The sequence below is a fragment of the Pseudomonas sp. EA_65y_Pfl1_P113 genome (assembly GCF_963970525.1).
Taxonomy (GTDB): Bacteria; Pseudomonadota; Gammaproteobacteria; order Pseudomonadales; family Pseudomonadaceae; genus Aquipseudomonas; species Aquipseudomonas tritici.
In genome coordinates, this window is sequence record NZ_CAXAQM010000019.1 from 56,887 (window position 1) to 75,310 (window position 18,424).

Here is an 18,424-nt window from a genome sequence, read left to right on the forward strand (position 1 = left end):
TGAGGGTAGCCGCCTTTTTTTACCGCCAGTTTCGCTTAATCCGGCAGTTTAAACGCCATCACATAATCACCCTGTTTGGTACCCAGGGAACCGTGACCGCCCGCCATGACCAGCACGTACTGCTTGCCGTCCTTGCCGGTGTAGGTCATCGGCGTGGTTTGCGCGCCTGCTGGCAGGCGACCTTCCCACAGTTGCTTGCCGTTTTTCACGTCATAGGCACGCAGGTACTGGTCGAGGGTGCCGCTGAGGAAGGACACGCCACCTGCGGTGGTGAATGTGCCGCCCAGGCTAGGCACGCCCAGGGTCAGTGGGATCGGAACCGGCGAGCTGTCGCGCACGGTGCCGTTTTTGTGCATCCAGATGGTTTTGTGGGTGGTCAGGTCGACCGCCGCCACGTAACCCCACGCTGGCGCCTGGCACGGCAGGCCCATTGGCGACAGCATGGCTTCGAGGATCACACCGTACGGCGCGCCTTTGTTCGGCTGCACGCCTTCGGTTTCACTGACGCGTGGGCCTTGCTTGGCGATGTCGGCCTTCGGGATCAGCTTCGATTTGAACGCCATGTAGCTTGGGTTCACGAAGGCGATCTGACGCACGGGGTCGACGGAAATGCCACCCCAGTCGAACACGCCAAAGTTACCCGGATAAACGATCGAACCTTGCAGCGATGGCGGGGTGAACGGGCCGTCGTAGCGCAGGGATTTGAAGTCGATGCGGCACAGCATCTGGTCGAACGGCGTCACGCCCCACATGTCACGCTCTTTGAGCGGCGGTGGCATGAAGTTCAGGTCCGACTTCGGTTGGGTAGGGGAGGTGCGGTCGCCCGCCACTGCGCCTTGCGGTACCGCCACTTCGTGGATCGGCACGACCGGTTGGCCGGTAGCGCGGTCCAGTACATAGATGCTGCCTTGTTTGGTCGACGCCATCACTGCCTGCTTCACGCCGGCTTCGGTCTTGATGTCGATCAGCGAAGGCTGGCCGCCCACGTCCATGTCCCACAGGTCGTGGTGAGTGAACTGGAAGGTCCACTTCACGTGGCCAGTGTCGATGTCCAGCGCAGTGAGGCCAGCAGCGTATTTTTCGGACTCGTCGGTACGGTCGCCGCCGTACTGGTCGGGCATCTGGTTGCCCATCGGCAGGTAGAGCATGCCGAGCTTTTCATCCACGGCGAACATGGACCACATGTTCGGCGAATTGCGGGTGTAGGTCTTGCCTTCGGCCAACGGGGTGGTGTCTTCCGGGTTGCCGCTGTCCCAGTTCCACACCAGCTTGCCGGTGTGCACGTCGAACGCGCGGATCACGCCGCTCGGCTCGTCGATGGAAACGTTGTCGGTCACGTGACCGCCGATCACGACCAGGTTCTTGGTCACGGCCGGTGGCGACGTGGAGTAGTAACCGCCTGGGGCGAAGCTGCCGATATTGGCACGCAGGTCGACCTGACCTTTGTCACCGAAGTCTTCGCACATCTTGCCGGTGTCGGCGTTCAGGGCGATCAGACGGGTGTCGGCGGTCGGTACGAAAATGCGTTTCGGGCAGGCATTCGGCGCGGCAGCCGGGCTGGCGGTGCCGGTCGGGCTCTGCGACGAAGCGTAGACGGCATCATCGTGATACGACACGCCACGGCAGGTCATGTGCGCCCAACCCTTGAAGTTCTCAGCACCCTGGGTGGTGATCTTCGGGTCGAAGCGCCAGATTTCCTTGCCGGTGTCCGGGTCCAGGGCAATCACTTGGCTGTGCGGTGTGCACACGTAGAGCATGCCGTTGACTTTCAGCGGGGTGTTTTCTGCGGTGGTTTCACCCGGGTCGCCTGCGCCAGGGATGTCACCGGTGCGGAAGGTCCACGCCGGCACCAGTTTGTGGGCGTTTTCCGGGGTGATCTGCGCCAGCGGCGAGTAGCGATCGCCAAAGGCCGAACGGCCGTAGGAGTTCCAGTCGCCATCGGCCTGGGCCGGTGCAGCGTTGGCCATGCCCGGTACCGCGTCGCGGTCCAGCTGGCCTTTGATTTCACCGGGGTTGGTGAATTGGCTGGCAATGGCGGCAGCACCGGCCAGCACCACCGCCACGCTCAGCGCGCCAGTGCCCAGCGGGGCAGGCTGGCCACGCAGCAACGGACGGCGAAACCACGGGAGCAGCATGACGAGACCCAGCGCGAACAGCAGCGCCAGGCGTGGCACCAATTGCCACCAGTCCAGGCCGACTTCCCACAGGGCCCACACGGTACTGGCGAACAGCACCAGTGCGTACAGACCCAGCGCGGCGCGGCGAGTAGCCAGCAGCAGAACGCCGGTCAGGGCGATGCCGATACCGGCCAGCAGGTAATACAACGACCCGCCGAGCATCGTCAGCTTGATACCACCGGCCAGCAAGGCCAGGCCCATGATCAGCAGCAAGACGCCTAGCAGCCTGGGCAGCAGGCGACTTGGGCTTGAGGCACCGTCAGTGCTCATAATTGTGTTTCTCCGTTGCGTTGGAATTATGTATCCCGTGTTTCTTCACTGTAGATGACGATTCGACACGGGCTTGGTTCAGCGTTAATTCAGTTTTCTGGGAATAAGCACGGTTATCCACAGGCGGGCGATTTATTCCCACGCGCAGGTCCGTGTAAGACAGCGCTGTCTTGATGGGCGGTATGAATCGGCAAGATGGGTTCGACCGGGAGGTGAAACGTTTCAGATTATTGCGGGCAAGGATAAAGGGAGTGCGCGTCGAGAGAAAGCGCAAATCGCAAGATGCATTATTTCAAATTGGGTAACAGTGACTAAATGTCGCTGAAAAACCATTGGGTAGGGCGGGATATTTGTAATGAGCGAGCTGGCCTCGCGCGGGGCAAGCCCGCTCATTACAAATAGTGTGTGTACTCATTAGAAGGTGGTGCGAACGCCGAACTGCACGCTTCTGCCCGGCGCGGGTGCGATATCCCGCAGGATCGAGCTGGCGTAGCGCACGGTTTGGTTTGTCAGGTTTTCACCGTTCACAAACGCCAGCCATTGGCTGCCACCGAGATTGAAGCGATAGCCCGCGCTCGCCCCCAAGGTCGTATAGCCATCGGTGCCACTCTCGTTATCCGGCACGCGGCCTTGTCCGGCGGCATGTTCAACATCGATGCGTGCCTGCCAGCGGTCCAGCTCCCACAATAAGCCGCTGTTCAAGCGTAGCGGCGCAATACGCGGCAAGGCTTCACCGGTATCCAGGTTGGTCGCGCGGGTATAGTCGCCCGACAGTTCCAGGGCGAACTTACCGTAGGCACTTTCGCCAAGTTTCCAGTGATCCTGGGCTTCGAAGCCGGCAAACCGTGCACGCACGCCGGTGTATTTGTACTCAGGAATACCGCCCGCGTCGTCTTCACCCTCATCGTTCAGTGTGCGACCGCTGCCCAGCAGGCCGATGTAGTTGGAGAAACGGCTGTAGAACACGCCAAAGCTGCCTTTGTGGGTGCCATTGTCAAAGCGCAGGGCCAGGTCGCTGGACACGGCTTTTTCTTTCTTCAGGTCGGCATCGCCCAGCTCGTAGGTGCCGGTGGCGACATGGGCACCGTTGGCGTACAGCTCGTAAAAGGTCGGCGCGCGTTCGGTATAGCCCAGGGTCGCGGCCAGGGACCAGATTGGCGTGAGTGTGTAGACCGCCCCGGAGGACAGGCTACCAGCGGTGAAATCATTGGATTTGTCTGCACTGGCGAAGCGCGCGTTGCCTTTGGCATCCGGGTCGACGCTGGTGTGTTCCAGGCGCCCGCCGAGGCTGAGTTTCAGGCGCTCGGTGGCCTGCATTTCTTCGAGGATAAACAGCGCGCCGGCGTTGGTGTCGGTCTGCGGCACGAAGGCTTCTTCACCGAGGGCCGAGAACTCGTTGCGGGTCACTTGTGCGCCAACCACGCCGTCGAACGGGCCGATGGGCTGGTGACGGGCTTCGACGCGCGCTTCATACCCCTTGTTCTTGAAGATCGTGCCGGTTTCGCCGCCTTCGATTTCACGGTGTTCGTAATCGGTGTAGCCCGCGTCAAGTTTTACCGAGGTAAACGGGCCTTGCAGATTGCGGATCTCCGACGCGAACGCGTAGTGGTCCTGCTGCATGCGGATACGTACGTCCTGCTCGGCCGGGGAGCCATAGTTTGCGTCGTAGTTGCTGTAGGACAGCCCGGCATAACCGTCATCCCAGGTGTAGGACCCTCCCACCGCGCCGCCGTCCTGGCGGCCGTCGCTGTTGCCCAGGCGGCCGCTTTTGCCGGGTGCATCATTGGTTTCCGGGGCATGGCGGCTGCGCGCCTGGCCAGGGATTTTCAGGTCATTGAATTCCCGCGCATTGGCGTCCAGGTGCAAGGCAAAGGCGCCGTTACCGGCTTCCAGCCTGCCAGCGCTGCTGCGCGTAGTGTCGGCGCCGCCGTAGCGCAATTCACCGGCACCGTGGATGCCTTCGATGGCCTCGGTGGGGATACGGTTGTCGAACGTGTTGACCACGCCGCCGATGGCGCTGCCGCCGTACAACAACGCCGCCGGGCCGCGCACGATTTCAATGCGATCGACGTTAACCGGGTCCAGCGGCACCGCGTGGTCGTAGGACAGCGAAGAGGCATCCAGCGCACCCACGCCATTGCGCAGGACGCGGATACGGTCGCCATCCTGGCCACGGATGATTGGCCGGCTCGCGCCCGGGCCGAAGTAAGAAGACGACACGCCCGGCTGTTTGTTCAGGGTTTCACCGAGGCTGCCTTTTTGTTGCAGGGTCAGCTCATCGCCCTCCAGCACGGTGGTCGGCGAAGCAAGCTGTTCGCTGCCCAGCGGGTTGCCGGTAATGACTTGGGGTTGCAGCTCCAGGGCGTGTGCTTCGGAGCAGATCAATAGGGCGGCGGCGAGTGGGGTCAAGCGCCACAGAGAAGAGAGGGACATCGGACATTCCTTGGAAAAGCGACGAAAAGATTTGATATTTATAGTTACAATATAACATCTCATTTTGGTTGGGGGCGGGAACTTTTTATAACGAGCAGGTGGGGTGATAAGGTGTGCGCCTTCGTGAACACATTTTTCATAGGCCTGGCATGACCGCGACAAGTAACGACCCACTCCACGGCGTGACCCTGCAGCACGTCCTCACCACCCTGGTGGAACACTACGAATGGGAAGGCCTTGCCGAGCGTATTGATATCCGCTGCTTCAAGAGTGACCCGAGCATCAAGTCGAGCCTCACCTTCTTGCGCAAGACGCCTTGGGCGCGGGAGAAAGTCGAAGGGTTGTACGTGAAACTGATGCGCACCAAACGCCCGCTGGATTGAACCCATGAAGCGGTTCGTAGCAGCAGTGGCGCTGGCCGGTTGGGCGGGGCTGGCGATCCAGCAATACCTGATTTTCTATTCGCGCTGGGCGTCCGGCGCCAGCCTGATGGGCGGGTTGATCAACTTTTTCAGCTTCTTTACCGTGCTCACCAACACCCTGGCGGTGGTGGTGTTGAGCTATGCGTGGGTGAATCGCGATTGCGCAGCGAAGCGGTTTTTCCTCGGGCCCAAGGTCAGCAGCGGCATCGCCGTGAGCATCGTGGTGGTGGGCCTGGCCTATAACCTGTTGCTGCGGCACTTGTGGCAGCCCGAAGGTTTCCAGTTTATCGCTGACGAGTTGCTGCACGACGTGATGCCGGTGCTGTTTTTTGTCTACTGGTGGCGGTATGTGCCCAAGGGCAGCTTGCACGTCAGGCACATTGCGGCGTGGGTGATTTACCCGCTGGTGTATTTTGGCTATGCGCTGCTGCGTGGGGATTTGCTCGGGCAGTATCAGTACCCGTTCATTGACGTGAGCACGTTGGGTTATCCACAGGTGTTTGCGAATGCCGGGGGGATTTTGGCGGGGTTTGTGTTGATTGCGTCGGCAGTGGTGGGCCTGGACAGGTTTCTAAAGCGAGCACGGTAAAACGGTAGGAGCGGGCTTGCTCGCGAATGCTGTGTGTCAATGGATGTATCTGTAACTGATCCAGCGTATTCGCGAGCAAGCCCGCACACATTTTGACCGCGTCAGGTTTAATTGTCTTCACTGCCCTCGGCGCGCCAGTAGCCTGCGGCCTTGAGGTATTCCTCATTGACCTTGTGCGTGTCCAGCAGCACTCGCCGTACTCGGCGCGACAGCTTGGTTTCGGTCGCCACGAAGCTGTACAGTGAACCGCTCGGCAGCGTCAGGTTCTGTACGGTGTCGAGCAGATCGTCCTGGCCACGCACCACCCATTTCACCTGCACATCGGCGGCACTTTGCAGTGCTTGCTGCTCCGCCGCATTGGCGATCTCAATCACGGCCAACACCTTGCGGCCCGCCGGCAGTTCTTCCAGGCGTCGCGCAATGGCAGGCAGCGCGGTTTCATCGCCGATCAACAGGTAGCTGTCGAAAATATCCGGCACGATCATCGAGCCTCGTGGCCCGCCGATGTACAGGTGTTGGCCGACCTGCACCTGCTCGGCCCAGGTGCAGGCAGGGCCATCGCCGTGCAGCACGAAGTCGATATCCAGCTCGCCAATACTCAGGTCGAAACGCCGTGGCGTGTAGTCGCGCATGGCCGGTTGCGGGCCATCACCCTTGATGCTGAAGCCCGGGCTTTCCAGCGCGGCCTGTTCAGCGGCGTTCTGCGGGAACAGCAGCTTGATGTGATCGTCGCTGCCCAGGCTCACAAAACCCGCCAGTTCAGGGCCGCCGAGGGTGACACGGCGCATGCGTGGGGTGATATCGACCACCCGCAATACGTCCAGGCGACGGCGTTTGATGTCGTGGGTAACGCGGTGGATGACTTGCGTATTCATTGGTCTTTCCCGTCGGCAATGGCTTGGGCGGTGCGATTGAGCAGCGCCGCGACACGAACGATTTCTTCCGGGCTCCAGCGCCCGTGGTGCGAATGCAAGGCATGACGCAGGTTGTGCACCGCCTCGTGGATTTCCGGCGGGCGGTCATGGCCACGCAGTGAACGCTTGCTGACGTCGATGCGCATACGCACGCCGTCCAGGGCAACTGCTTGCTCGCTTAAGAAGAGACGACCGGCGTCGGTGATTGTGTAGCGCTTTTTTCCGCCATCGGCGTCGCCCTGGATCAAATCGCTTTCTTCCAGAAAGGTCAGGGTCGGGTAAATCACACCCGGGCTGGGTGTGTAGGCGCCGTCAAACAGGCTTTCGATCTGGCGAATAAGGTCATAACCGTGGCACGGCTGTTCGGCGATCAGTGCCGGCAGCAGCAATTTCAAGTCGCCGGGCGCAAATACCCGAGGGCCACGACCGCGGCCGGCGCGTGGGTCAAAACCGTCACGTTGGTGAGGATGGTCTCGCATGGTAGGAGCCTCTGTGTGTGTCTAGATATAACGTAAGATATATCTTATGGTCGTGGCAAGGGCTCCAGACGGACGGTCAGCCACACCTGCGTCCCAGCGTTCTTCAGCTCACCGCTACTTGAAACATGTAATAGCAGGACGACTCGACTAAATAGAAAGTGGGTGGGGACGCGTAAAGGCTGTTGTTTTTTAGTTGTTGTAATACTAGTCTTACGGAACTGATCCGCAATAAATTATTATCATTTATTCACGTGTAGTCTGTTTCTTACGGGTAATTTTAAAGTTTTGGCAAAATGCCATGATTTTCCTATGTGTCATGGTGTAACTCGGCTACGCAACTAAGCGAATCAGACGGCTTACTTAGTATTTATTGCTGTGGATACTTGCCTGGCGTTGAACAAGTCCCCGACTTGCAATGCAATTAGTTGGAAAATTAAACGCTTCCAACGCCTCTAAGAACCCTTTTTTTAGATGACAGGTATTCAGCATGTTCAAGAAATTCGCCGTAGCGGCACCTCTCGTCGCCGTCGCCATGTCCGCCACCACGGCTTTTGCGGTCGACGATGCGCGTTCGTCCATCAACATCACGGCCAATATCCCTACCAAGCAGTTTCACGCTCAGCCGCGTGACCCTAACTTTGGTAAGGATGAAAGCATGAACTACAACCCTGTCAGCGGTGAACTGAGTTCCCTGCGGGCAACTTTCGATGTCAAGAACACCGACGGTTCGGTTCACGCCTACATCGAAGGCGGCCCGACCGCGGCTGCGTTATACAACGGCTCGGACAACATCGCGCTGACCAACACCTTCAACGGCGTCACCCTGACGGCCACCCCACAGGAAGTGGTTGATGATCCTCAATCCACCCCAGGCACCCAAGCTGATCTGGTCGTCACTCCGGCCAAACCGCTGGACACTCAGAACGGCCTCTACACTTCCAACTACACCGTGATCTTCGACGCCGTACCGCGTTGATGTGAGCCTGTGGTTCACCCCGTGAACGCGATGATTGCGGGGGTTTGAATAGACAGGCCGGCAGCTTCCTTCCCGAACGCCGGCCTGGTTTAACAGTTTCGACTGTCCGTACTGACGAGTATTCCGTCCATGTTTCCGATGACGCCACTGATGGGCGCGCTCGCGTTATTGCCGTGCGCCAATGCCCTGGCTGCACCGACAGTTCCCGGTACAACACCGGGTAGCTTGTTATCACAGTCCAAGGGACTGCCTGAAGAGTTTGAGCAACACTTTTTCGATGTGCCACTGGCGGTGCGCGTAGAACTCGATCAACAGTTTCTCGGCGAAGCCATGATTGTATTGGGCCGCGATGACCGTATTACCTTACTTGAGTTTACTGACCGGGGCGACAGTCAACTGTCTGCCGCTGTCAGTGCCACTTGGGAGCAACGCCTTAAAGACGGCATGCCCTTGGGCGGCTGCGAACAAAGTTGCCCGTCGCAATTGTTGGCGGTGCACTACAGCCTGGAAAACTCGCTGGTCTCGATCCTCACGGAAAACGTCGAGCGCAACGCGCAGGTGAAGCAGTTTTACGATCAGCCGGCAGCCGGCAGCCTGGGCATGATTTTCAATAACCAATTCAACCTCACCGGTGGCCAGGACGAGTCAGTCGGCGGCCGCTATGGCCTTGAGGCCAGTTCCAGCATTGGCAACTGGAGCCAGGCGATGAACCTGCAGTTGTCCCGCGTCGGTGGGGTGGACACCACGCTCTACCACGCCATGCACGAGCTTTACACCCAGCGCGAACTGGAAGGCAATTTCGTCCGCCTGGGCTACTTCACCCCTGGCTCCAACGGGCTCACGCGGCAGATTCGCTCATTCGGCGCCAACCCCGACACCGCCGTGGGTGTGATGTACGGCAGCTCCGACAGCCTGCTCATCAACAACCCCAAGCCCAGCGTCTACCCGGTGTACGTCACCGCCAGCCGCCAGGCATCGGTGGAAATCTACCGCGCCGGCCTGTTGATCAACACCCAGCCCGTCGCTGCCGGCTTGCAGACCCTCGACACCCGGCCCTTGCCGGGTGGTATCTACGAGGTGGAGGTGCGCCTGATCGAAGACGGTTTCACCACCGCCACCACCCAGGAGTTGATCTACAAGCCCAACAACTGGCGCAACGCTGATGAACGCTGGCGCTACAACACCTTCATCGGCCAGGAAACCAAACTGCTGAGCAACTGGGACGAGCAGTCGAGTCGCTTCATGACCTATGGCGCCGGGATTAACTACCTCGCGCATCCTCGGGTGATTCTCGGCCTGTCGACGCGCAAGGTGCGGGAAAAAATGCAGTACGGCACGTCCATCGACTGGACGCTCGCCAACAGCCTCAGCCTGTATGCCAACGTCTACCAGACCCAGGACCACGGCACCGGCGTCGACCTGCAAACCCTCTACAGCTATGGCCAGGGCAGCGTGGTGTTCAGCCACAACCGCAGTTGGCTCGACACCACGCGCACCTACGAGCTGCTGCCGGACGGCACGCGCATCCGACAGCGCAACGTGTTTATCGGCCAGACCAGCAACTCGTCGCTGTCCCTGAACCATCGCCTCAGCAACAAAAGTTCGATCAACTCGCGGCTGTCCTACAGCCAGGGCAACATCGAAGGCACGGGCGTGGACGTGGGCTGGACCCAACGCGGCACGTTCCTGGGCAGCGATGCCAACTGGCGTTTGTCGCTGTTCGACCGGCCCGCCACCTCAGCCACCGGTGACAACCGCAACCGCGGCGTCGACCTCAGCGTCAGCGTGGCCTTGGGTTCGCCGGGCGAGCAGTGGTCCGCCAGCATCGGCTCGCGTACCGCGCGTGACGGTGGTCGCGACAATAACGGCTCGCTGACCTACACCAAGACCCTTGACGATCACCTGCTGCAAAGCGTCTCCGGCACCGCGATTGCCGACACCTATGGCGTGGGTTTGTCGGGGCGCGCCAGCTTCCAGAGCGACGAACTCTATGGCGACACCTACGTGCAGCGCTCGTCGTTCAACGGGCGCCTGTCAGGTGGCTTGAACCTCAGCAGCACGGTCGCGGTGGGCGGCAGCAAAGCCGTGCTCAGCAGCCAACAGCAACGCGGTGGCGCAGGCATGATCGTCGACGTGGAAACCGACCTCGAAGACATCACCCTGCGCGCCGATGACTTGACCGGCGGCAGTTCACGCCTGCGGCCAGGGCGCAACTTTGTGCCGATCAGCGCTTACAAGAGCAGCACCCTCGCGTTCGACTTTGACGGCAACCATCCACCGGCCGCCAATATCCAGCCGGCGCGTACCCAATACCACCTGAACAAAGGCGGCGTGGAGTACCGCAAGATCAGCGTGATGCGCACCGTCACGGTGTTGGGCCGCCTGGTCGACGGGCAGGGCTCCCCCCTCAAGGGCCACCACGTGATCAACCACGCCAGCCGCGCGGTCAGCGAAGTGGACGGCTTCTTCTCAATGGAAATGAACGCCGGCGCGCCGACCCTGGAAGTGCGCTACGCCAACCAGTTGCGGTGCCAGTTCAGGCTCGACCCGAGCAAGGCGCGTCAGGAAAGCGATGTGCTGATGATCGGGGATTTGCGGTGCACGCCGGATACGTTGGCTGATATCGCCCTGACTGACCGAGCTGCGGGCTGATCACCTTTTTATGCAACGGCCTGAAACGGTCCTAGACAACCGTCTTCTCGCGATAAACCTGAGGTTGAGTAAATGAAACGTGTGTTGATGCTATACGCCTTATCGCTGTTTTCCCTTGCGGCCCTGGCCGGCCCGCAGATCAATGTGGGGGTGGTGTACGACTACCTCGACGGCGATAGAAGTACCTACATGAAACGTGTGTTTAACGGCGGTACATCCACCGCGTTCGTCAAGGTCAATATCCTTGAGATGATCTATAACGACGACGGCAGCTACCGCGAAGTGCCGCTGCAAAACCAGGTGGGCGCCGTTGCGCGCGAAGGCTTGATGGCGAGCCCTGCGCGCTTGATCGTGCCGGCCAACGGCACACAGGGCACGCGCTTGCTGTTCATGGGCAACCGCGACAAGGAGCGCTATTTCCGCGTGCGCTTCGTGCCGGTGGTGCCGCAGTCCGACGATGACTTTGCCGTTACCGATGAAGAGCGCGACGAGTATCAGCAAAGCCTCGCGGCGGGTGTCAGGGTTTTGGCCGGCTACGGCACGGTGTTTTTCGTACGGCCCAAGGTCACCCGGTTCGACACGGCGATCCAGGACAACGCCACGCGATACACCCTAAGCAACAACGGCAACAGTGTGGTGGTGATCGACGAGTTCAAGGACTGCTCGGCCGAGTCCCCGCAAGAGTGCCGGCCGACCCTGCGTCACCACATCCGTGCCGGGCGTTCGTATGGCTTCGACAAGCAACCGGGTCGCGAATACCGCTTTAGCCTGATCGAAGGCGACGAGACCAGAAAAATCGAGGTCAAGGGGTAAACCTATGTACAAGCTCCTGGCCCTGGCCATGTTAGTCATCGTCCTTGGGATGACGGGGTCGCGGATTCACGCCGCCGTTGAGCGCGAGACGTTTGAAGTGTCTGTGACCATTCCGACGGCCGACTTTTATGTGCTGCCGGTCGACCCGCAACTGGTGCAGCGCGACCAGAAACTGGTCTACAACCCGGTGAGTTCCCAGTTGGCCACCTTGCGCGCGCCGTTCGATGTGAAAAATATCGCTGGGGCCATTGGTGCGCGGCTGGACCAGGAGGCGTACCTGTCCAACGGCACCGAGCGCGTTGACCTGCGCGTGACCTTCAATGAGGTGGAATTGGGGTTGAACCAGACCGAGGTGGTGTCCACAGCCCAAGCGCGGCCCGGCACACGCGTGAGCCTGGAAATCGCCGCCATCAAACCGGACGACGATTACCGGCCCGGCCATTACTACGGCACCGTGCACATGGTGTTCGATGCAATTGCGCCCTGATCGACTGGAGATTTATTGATGAATGTATTGAGTGGGCGCTGGATTGCGATGCTCGCATTTTTTTTGTGGACGGCGCATGCCCAGGCGCTCGTGCAGGAAATGACGGCTGAGTTTCGCCCTGACCCGTCTAATCCGATGATCAATCGGTTTAAAAACACCACGCCGGAAAGTGGCATTTGTCCTTGGCATATGCCAGAGCGTTGCAAGCAATTAGGTATCTTCAGTATTCGGACCACGGCGATTCAGTTCAACTCCAGTGGCCCAATCCTCGGCAATCACACAGACCCGCGCAAAGGCGCGATGTTCAAGGTGCCCACCGAATGGCGTGACCTGCAGGTGACCAATACGGTGACAGCAAAAACCGAAACGCTGCAGGTCAGAATTGCTGGCATTGGGGGTAAGTACGTGTTGCCCGTTGCTGACCGGTGGCTTTGGCTTTATGGCACTCTTGGATGGAAAATCGCCCGAAGTCCTTGCGTGTCCACGGACTACGCGATTGGCAACGATCTCTTTTTGTTGTGGTCGTGGATCACACCCGTTGGCATCGGAGCGTGCGCTGTGCCTGCGGCCAAGGACATTTCAACCCTGTTTTACGAAACGTTCGAGTATTCGTACGAATTGAAAACCCCCAACCCCTTGCAAATGGATGCCGGCCAATACGTTGGCAGCACGACCTACACCATCGGGCCCGGTGCGGATTTTGACTTCGGCGACATCATGATCCCCACCGACAACGTGCTGACCTTCAACTTCACCCTGGATGTGGATCACCACCTCAAAGCCGAAGTCCCCCCTGGTGGCAACCGCATCCAGCTTGAACCCCAGGGCGGCTGGCAAGCCTGGCTGCAGAACGGCCGTAGGCCCAGCCGGCTGTTCCGCGACCAGACCGTCAACCTGTGGGCCAGCTCGCAATTCAAGATGACCCTGGAATGCCCGGAACCCATGGGCAACAGCTGCAGCCTGCGTAACGCTGCCGGTCATCAGGTACCGCTGGACGTCGCCGTCAGTTTGCCGCATGGCCTTGTCGACGCTGCCGGGCGCCCGGTCAACCGCTTGCCCCTGCGCCTGGACGGCAGCGGTACCGAACTGTTCCAGCCGATAAACTACATCAACCGCAAACCCAGCACTTTGCACTTTGAAGTCAAGGCCGACGCCGTGGCCGAAATGCTTGAACAGGCCGGGAGTACCTACAGCGGCGTAGTCACCGTGGTGTGGGATTCGCAGGCCTAGCGTTTCCCGTGGCGAGCGGGCCTGTTGTGTCACGCGGGCGCGCCCGCTCGCCACGGCGCTCAATAGTTAGTGCGCTTGCTGTGGCGTGCCCCGGCCGCTTTCGTAGTCGTTCAGGCGATGTAAGGCGTTGCGGGTCAGTTGGTGGGCAAGGGCGGTTTCACTGATTTGGTCATCCGTGAAGCCGCCTGCGAGCAGACGTTCGTACGTTTCGGTGGTCATTGGCTTGCCCGTGAGGACGACGTCGTGGGGCACGTTCAGCGCATCCGCCAACGTCAGCAGGTGTTGCTTGAGCGTGGGTTGCTCTTCAGGGGGCCGCGATTGGCCTTTAGCCCATTGATCTTGCGCGTCTCGCAGTTCGTCCAGCGGGCCGATCAACTCATAGCCGCGGTCCAGGCTAGCGGCGAATTGCTCGGCATGCCGGGCATGCAAATACTCAACCCAGAACGGCTGATCGAGCATGCCCGCCGCCAGTCCGTCCCCGGCCTCTTGAGCGATCACCTGGTTGTACGCCGTTTCAAGGCTGGGTTCATCCACCTGCGCTGTCATGCGGTAGGTCATGTGCTCGGCGATCCAGGGCAAGTCGAGGCGTCGTTTGAGCCCGGTGTGGTAGGCCAGGTAAACCTCCACCTCATCCACCGTTCCCGGCACACCGTCGATAACGTCAGTGGTAAAGCGCAACCCGTGTCCGCCTTCCTCGGGCGCAGTGATGCGCAAGCGGATAGCGGCTTGCGCCACTTTGTTCAGGCGATCCAGGCGTGTTTTATCCCTGGCCAGGTGGGACAGTTTCAAGTCCCGATCGAGGCCGAGCAGATCACGGTTGATCTCGACGAGCAGCACCTCGTAGCCCATGGCATTGAACACATGTGCGCCGGCATCGGCGCAGGTCAACGGGTTGCTGGCCATGAGAAACAGTCGCAAGCGCAGCGCCTCATCGCCTTGCATCGCCAACAGCATGCGCCAGACCTTTGCGGTCAGTTCGCGGCGACCCTGTGCAAACATCGCTTCATCGTTGGGGTCCTCGAAATACGCCGACGGTTCAAGGCTCTTGATCACCTCAAAGAACCCCTGCGAGCCGTGTTCCTCTTCAAGTTCCTGCCACAGTTGCCGCAGCCAGGGGCTGTGTTCAGGCGTTTCGAGTTCAAGCCAATAAGCCGCGTCGCCTTTCGGCGGATAGAGGCGGAACGGGTCCAGCCCTGCCTCGATCCGGTAGCTCACCAGTCGTTTCTCGGCGTCAGTGGTCAGGTGGTTGCGATCCAGGCGCACCCGCGCCACCAGTTCGGCCTCGGGCTGCCAGGGCAGAAATGCCGGCACGTCGATAATCGCCGTGTGTTGTATATCGAGAAAAAAATGCGCCGGGCTCCGCCTTGGAAACAGCCCTTGCGGCCATTCGCTGATCGCCGTGTTGCGCAGGCACAGCCAGCGCAGGTCAGGCAGTTGGGAAAGGTTTGGCGCTACAGTCAGGTTGCGGTTGTCCGCCAGGGACAAGCGCCGCAGACGCCGCATGCCGCTGAGCTTGGCCAGACCGTGCGCCTCCCACTGAATCGGCGTGCGATCCAGGTTCAGGGTTGTCAGGCTGCGCATTCCGGTCAGCGCATCAGGCAAGCGCGTCAATCCATTGCCGGAAAGGTCCAGGTTGTGCAGCCGTGGAAACACGCTGAGAAAGTGCGTATCGCTGTCGGTCAGTTCGGCGTCGATCAAATCCAGCTGCAAGATATGTTCAAAGCGGGTACGCAGGCGCAGGTCGCTCAGCAGCCCTGACAGCTCAACCCCATTGAGGGTCAAGCCGAAACCGTCCGGGTCGGGGTCAATGTTCTGTTCCCAGGTGCGCAGCAGCGCCGTGGCCAATTCTTGCTTTATGCGGCCCATGTGCGGGTGTTCCAGCGCCGGCGCGGCGTCCAGCCAATTATTCAGGTCTTCCTCCAGGCGGGATTTTTCCAGCGCTCGCGCCTCGAAAAGATCGCGTTGCACCGAGTCATCGAGGCCCAGCAGATAAGTCTCGATCACGATCTGCGGCGCAAAAGGGTAGAGCGCCTTGACCCGATCCCTCAACGACGTGGGAAACAGCTCGCACATCCATTGACCCATCCGGTGCATCGGTTTTTGCGTCAGCACCAGCGCATCCCTGGGCGCGTTCGCGGGCTTACCGGCCGGTTCAAACAGGCTGCGCCGTTGCTGCGGCGTTTGAATGCGGTCCATCAGCCAGCGCTTGAGCGTCGTCCCCTCATTGAGCTTCAGGGCGGCGCTTGTGTCGACGGGCAACGCCAGTAGCAGCGCGTCAAAAAAATCATCCATGTGTTGCAACGCGTGCTGACGCTCGTCGTACAGCTGATAACCGCCATCGTGCGCGACCAGCACCCGCGTGCGGCGTGCACCCTGCGGCCCGGCACTCGCGCGCAGAGTGCCCTGCAGGTGTTGCTGGCGCACTTCGATTCGACAATCACCCAGCGCATCGCTGTTGACGCGCAGGGTATTGAGGCTCATCTGTTCGGCATCGGCGCCGAACAGTTCGGGTTCGTGCAAGCCCTGAAAGGCATGGGCGGCGCGTGCCTGCCACTGCCATTCGCGGGCGAGATTTTTCAAGCGCAGAGGCAGGCGTTGTTCTTCGCGCAGGCGCCTCAACTCCGCCGGGCGGGCGTGGTCGAGCACACTTTGCAACAGGCTTTTGGGCAGGTCCGGCATGGCTTGACGCACCCGCAACGCGGTTTCATCGTGCAGCTCTTCGCTGTTGCGATACAGGTAGTCGAACACCGCACCATGACGGCGCTCGAGGTTGTCGGCGAGGCGCTCACGCAGTGCCTGGATGCGCGCCGGGCGCTGGTCCGGCAACTCGCCGAGCAGCGCGCTCAGTTGTGTGTCGTCGAGCACGTCTAGCAGGCGCTCCGGCAACGTGCCTTGGTTAAGGGCCTCCTGGCTGATGGCAAGTACCTCGCCGGCGTCCGGCTCACCGAAGCGTAAGCAAAAGCGCCGCTGAGGTCTGCGTTTTCATACACGTCGATCGCCACATCGGCCGGCCAACCCTGCAGCTCACGGGCCAGGTGCGGGCTCCAGTAAGTGTCCTGGTCCACCGGTTTGCCCTCACGCAAGCGCTGCACCATGTCGCGGGTGTCCTGGCTCAGGCGCACGCGTTTGACGGTGTCGTCCAACAACGGTGCGCGCAGGTGCTCTGATTGCACGGCGCGCAATACGCCATGGTCGACACCGCTGATGCTGCGGATGTGCGCCTGTTGCTCGTCGCTGAACGGCCCCAGTTGGCGCCACAGTTGTTGTTCACTCCAGGCTTGCGGCTGGTCGAGGTACTGCAGGGGCGGCGCATAGGCGTCCGGGCGGCTGGCGTGCTGGACCCGGTAGGTGGCCTCAGGCGCATCCAGGGCGACGGCATAGTGTTGGCCATCCACCGGCAACAAGCTGCGGTCATTGTGCTGGAGTAGGCCGCGCTCATCCGGCGTCAAGTCGGCGGGCAGGTCCAGTCGCGGTTGCGCGTAGGGCTTTGGATCAGGGTTCCACAACTGCGTTTTGCCGTTGAAGCTGATCGGCTTGAGCTGATTGACGAAGGCCGACTGTGCAAAGTGTCCGGCCACGCCAAAGGCACCCAGTTGCACCACCTGGCTGACCACGCCGATCAGATGGCCGGCGGCTTCGCGGGCCTGGCCCTCGGTGAGGTCCACCACACCTTCGACCACTTCATCGAGCAATTGATAGGCGGTATAGGCCAGTGTCAGCTCGCCCAGCAACGGCACGAACGGCGTGATCACCAGCAGCGCCGCATTGAATACTTCTTCGAGCAATTGACTGAAATTGTCCCACCAACTCCAACGAGCACGGCTGTCGGCGTAGGCGGTAGCCACCGCCAGTTCGCGGCCGTCGTTGAGTATTTTATTCAACATCGATTGGTAGCGGTGCTGCCACAAATCGCCATTGATGAGGGTTGCCTCAAAACGCGGGCGCTGTTGCAGCGCACTGAAAAAACGCCCGCGCTGCTGCTGATCGACGAACTGGCTGAAGAACGCTGGGTAGCCCGTATCCTTCAGCCTCGCTTGCAAGTCATCCATCAGCGCGACGGTGCTGACGTACTGCTTTATCGGGGTTTTCAGCTCGTGGGGGATGTACATCACGATGGGGACGAGGGTCGTGGCTGCAAGCAGATCAGGCGCAATCAGCAGGATGCCGGTCAGTTGCGTGTCCTGTATGCGCAGTTGATAAAACTGCATCACGCCGCGCTCGCCGGCTACGGCGCGCTGCACCAGGTGAAAGGTCGCCGCGTCGAGCTCACCGGTATGCAGCGCCAGGTGCGCCGCCGCGTTCAAGGCGGCTTTCTGGCTGGCGATGACCTCAGTTTGCAAGGCGTCCTTGTCTGCCTTTGCAGGCGGCTGCAGGTAACGCTGCAGATGCCGCTGGTACTGCGCGCCCAGGTCCAGCTCGCGGCACAGCGTCACGAACTGCGCGATGCTCATGCGGTCTTTCATCGGCGTGATCATGAAGTGCCCGCGCGCATCAGGCCGGGTGATGTAGCTGGAATCGGTACTGAACACCTCGCTCCTGGCGAAGTTGTGCAGCGCGGCGTCCAGCAGGGACACGCTGCGGCTGGTCGTGCCCTTGAGCCAGGTGCCTTTTTCGCTGTGCAAGAACAGGTAGATGGCCTTGACGTCGAGGTGCAGCGCGTAGCGTTGCTTCAGTGCATGGGTGAGCAAGGGTTCGGCGAAGGCGTGCAGGTCGAGCACTGCGTCCAGACGTTTATCGACGCTGTTCTGCGCACGCCAGGCGTGCGCGTTGGCACGTTTGAGCGGTGCTTGAGGCGTGCCGGCCAGCCGATGGAAGGTCGTCAGTGCCGCCATCGACGCGCCTTGCAGACGCTGGGCGCGCGGCCAGGCGGTGCTGCGCAGCCAGTCGGGAAGGTTGAGTGTGATCACAGCGTCAGGTGTGACAGGCATGGCGGATGACCTCGAGTGCTATTCAAGGTCATCAGCCTAAGGACCCGGTGCGGG

The 18,424-nt window shown here is 60.6% G+C and carries 13 protein-coding genes; 7 read left to right on the forward strand and 6 right to left on the reverse strand.

From position 1 onward, the window contains the following. Positions 1–35: 35 nt before the first annotated feature. Together AACY52_RS18055 and AACY52_RS18060 are read right to left on the reverse strand one after the other, a co-directional pair. The gene (locus AACY52_RS18055) at positions 36–2,447 is read right to left on the reverse strand and encodes a glucose/quinate/shikimate family membrane-bound PQQ-dependent dehydrogenase (RefSeq protein ID WP_339417782.1); all 2,412 of its coding nucleotides are present in this window, start codon (positions 2,445–2,447) and stop codon (positions 36–38) included. A 414-nt stretch (positions 2,448–2,861) separates the two neighbouring features. Continuing rightward, positions 2,862–4,880, reverse strand: coding sequence for a TonB-dependent receptor (locus AACY52_RS18060; RefSeq protein WP_339560657.1), 2,019 nt, complete (start codon positions 4,878–4,880; stop codon positions 2,862–2,864). 149 nt (positions 4,881–5,029) lie between these two features. On the opposite strand from AACY52_RS18060, the gene AACY52_RS18065 reads away from it, so the two are divergent. Together AACY52_RS18065 and AACY52_RS18070 are read left to right on the forward strand one after the other, a co-directional pair. Continuing rightward, complete coding sequence (locus AACY52_RS18065) at positions 5,030–5,263, forward strand: VF530 family DNA-binding protein (protein WP_012722427.1); 234 nt, start codon at positions 5,030–5,032, stop codon at positions 5,261–5,263. 4 nt (positions 5,264–5,267) lie between these two features. After that, positions 5,268–5,891 carry a Pr6Pr family membrane protein gene (locus AACY52_RS18070; RefSeq protein ID WP_339417785.1) on the forward strand — a complete coding sequence of 208 codons (624 nt, stop codon included), beginning with the start codon at positions 5,268–5,270 and terminating at the stop codon, positions 5,889–5,891. Positions 5,892–5,998: 107 nt separating this feature from the next. Here AACY52_RS18070 and AACY52_RS18075 read toward each other — a convergent pair whose 3' ends face one another. Both AACY52_RS18075 and AACY52_RS18080 read right to left on the reverse strand, forming a co-directional pair. Continuing rightward, on the reverse strand, positions 5,999–6,766 hold the full coding sequence (locus AACY52_RS18075) for a siderophore-interacting protein (protein ID WP_339560658.1): 768 nt from the start codon (positions 6,764–6,766) through the stop codon (positions 5,999–6,001). Next, on the reverse strand, positions 6,763–7,284 hold the full coding sequence (locus AACY52_RS18080; protein ID WP_049709805.1) for a PadR family transcriptional regulator: 522 nt from the start codon (positions 7,282–7,284) through the stop codon (positions 6,763–6,765). The genes AACY52_RS18075 and AACY52_RS18080 overlap by 4 nt, the downstream gene beginning before the upstream one ends. Before the next feature lie 487 nt (positions 7,285–7,771). Between AACY52_RS18080 and AACY52_RS18085 the strand changes: the two genes are divergently transcribed. The 5 genes from AACY52_RS18085 (at position 7,772) to AACY52_RS18105 (ending at position 13,442) form a co-directional block, all read left to right on the forward strand. After that, positions 7,772–8,260, forward strand: coding sequence for a CS1 type fimbrial major subunit (locus AACY52_RS18085; RefSeq protein WP_339560659.1), 489 nt, complete (start codon positions 7,772–7,774; stop codon positions 8,258–8,260). 129 nt (positions 8,261–8,389) lie between these two features. Next, the gene (locus AACY52_RS18090) at positions 8,390–10,912 is read left to right on the forward strand and encodes a CS1-pili formation C-terminal domain-containing protein (protein ID WP_339560660.1); all 2,523 of its coding nucleotides are present in this window, start codon (positions 8,390–8,392) and stop codon (positions 10,910–10,912) included. A 72-nt stretch (positions 10,913–10,984) separates the two neighbouring features. Then, on the forward strand, positions 10,985–11,725 hold the full coding sequence (locus tag AACY52_RS18095) for a molecular chaperone (protein ID WP_339417790.1): 741 nt from the start codon (positions 10,985–10,987) through the stop codon (positions 11,723–11,725). 4 nt (positions 11,726–11,729) lie between these two features. Then, a complete protein-coding gene (locus AACY52_RS18100; RefSeq protein WP_339417792.1) occupies positions 11,730–12,212 on the forward strand; it encodes a CS1 type fimbrial major subunit in 483 nt (160 codons plus the stop codon). A gap of 18 nt (positions 12,213–12,230) precedes the next feature. Beyond that, on the forward strand, positions 12,231–13,442 hold the full coding sequence (locus AACY52_RS18105) for a hypothetical protein (RefSeq protein ID WP_339455545.1): 1,212 nt from the start codon (positions 12,231–12,233) through the stop codon (positions 13,440–13,442). 66 nt (positions 13,443–13,508) lie between these two features. Here AACY52_RS18105 and AACY52_RS18110 read toward each other — a convergent pair whose 3' ends face one another. Together AACY52_RS18110 and AACY52_RS18115 are read right to left on the reverse strand one after the other, a co-directional pair. After that, a complete protein-coding gene (locus AACY52_RS18110; protein ID WP_339560661.1) occupies positions 13,509–16,307 on the reverse strand; it encodes an NEL-type E3 ubiquitin ligase domain-containing protein in 2,799 nt (932 codons plus the stop codon). Positions 16,308–16,309: 2 nt separating this feature from the next. Further along, on the reverse strand, positions 16,310–18,370 hold the full coding sequence (locus AACY52_RS18115) for a dermonecrotic toxin domain-containing protein (RefSeq protein ID WP_339560662.1): 2,061 nt from the start codon (positions 18,368–18,370) through the stop codon (positions 16,310–16,312). Positions 18,371–18,424: the final 54 nt, after the last annotated feature.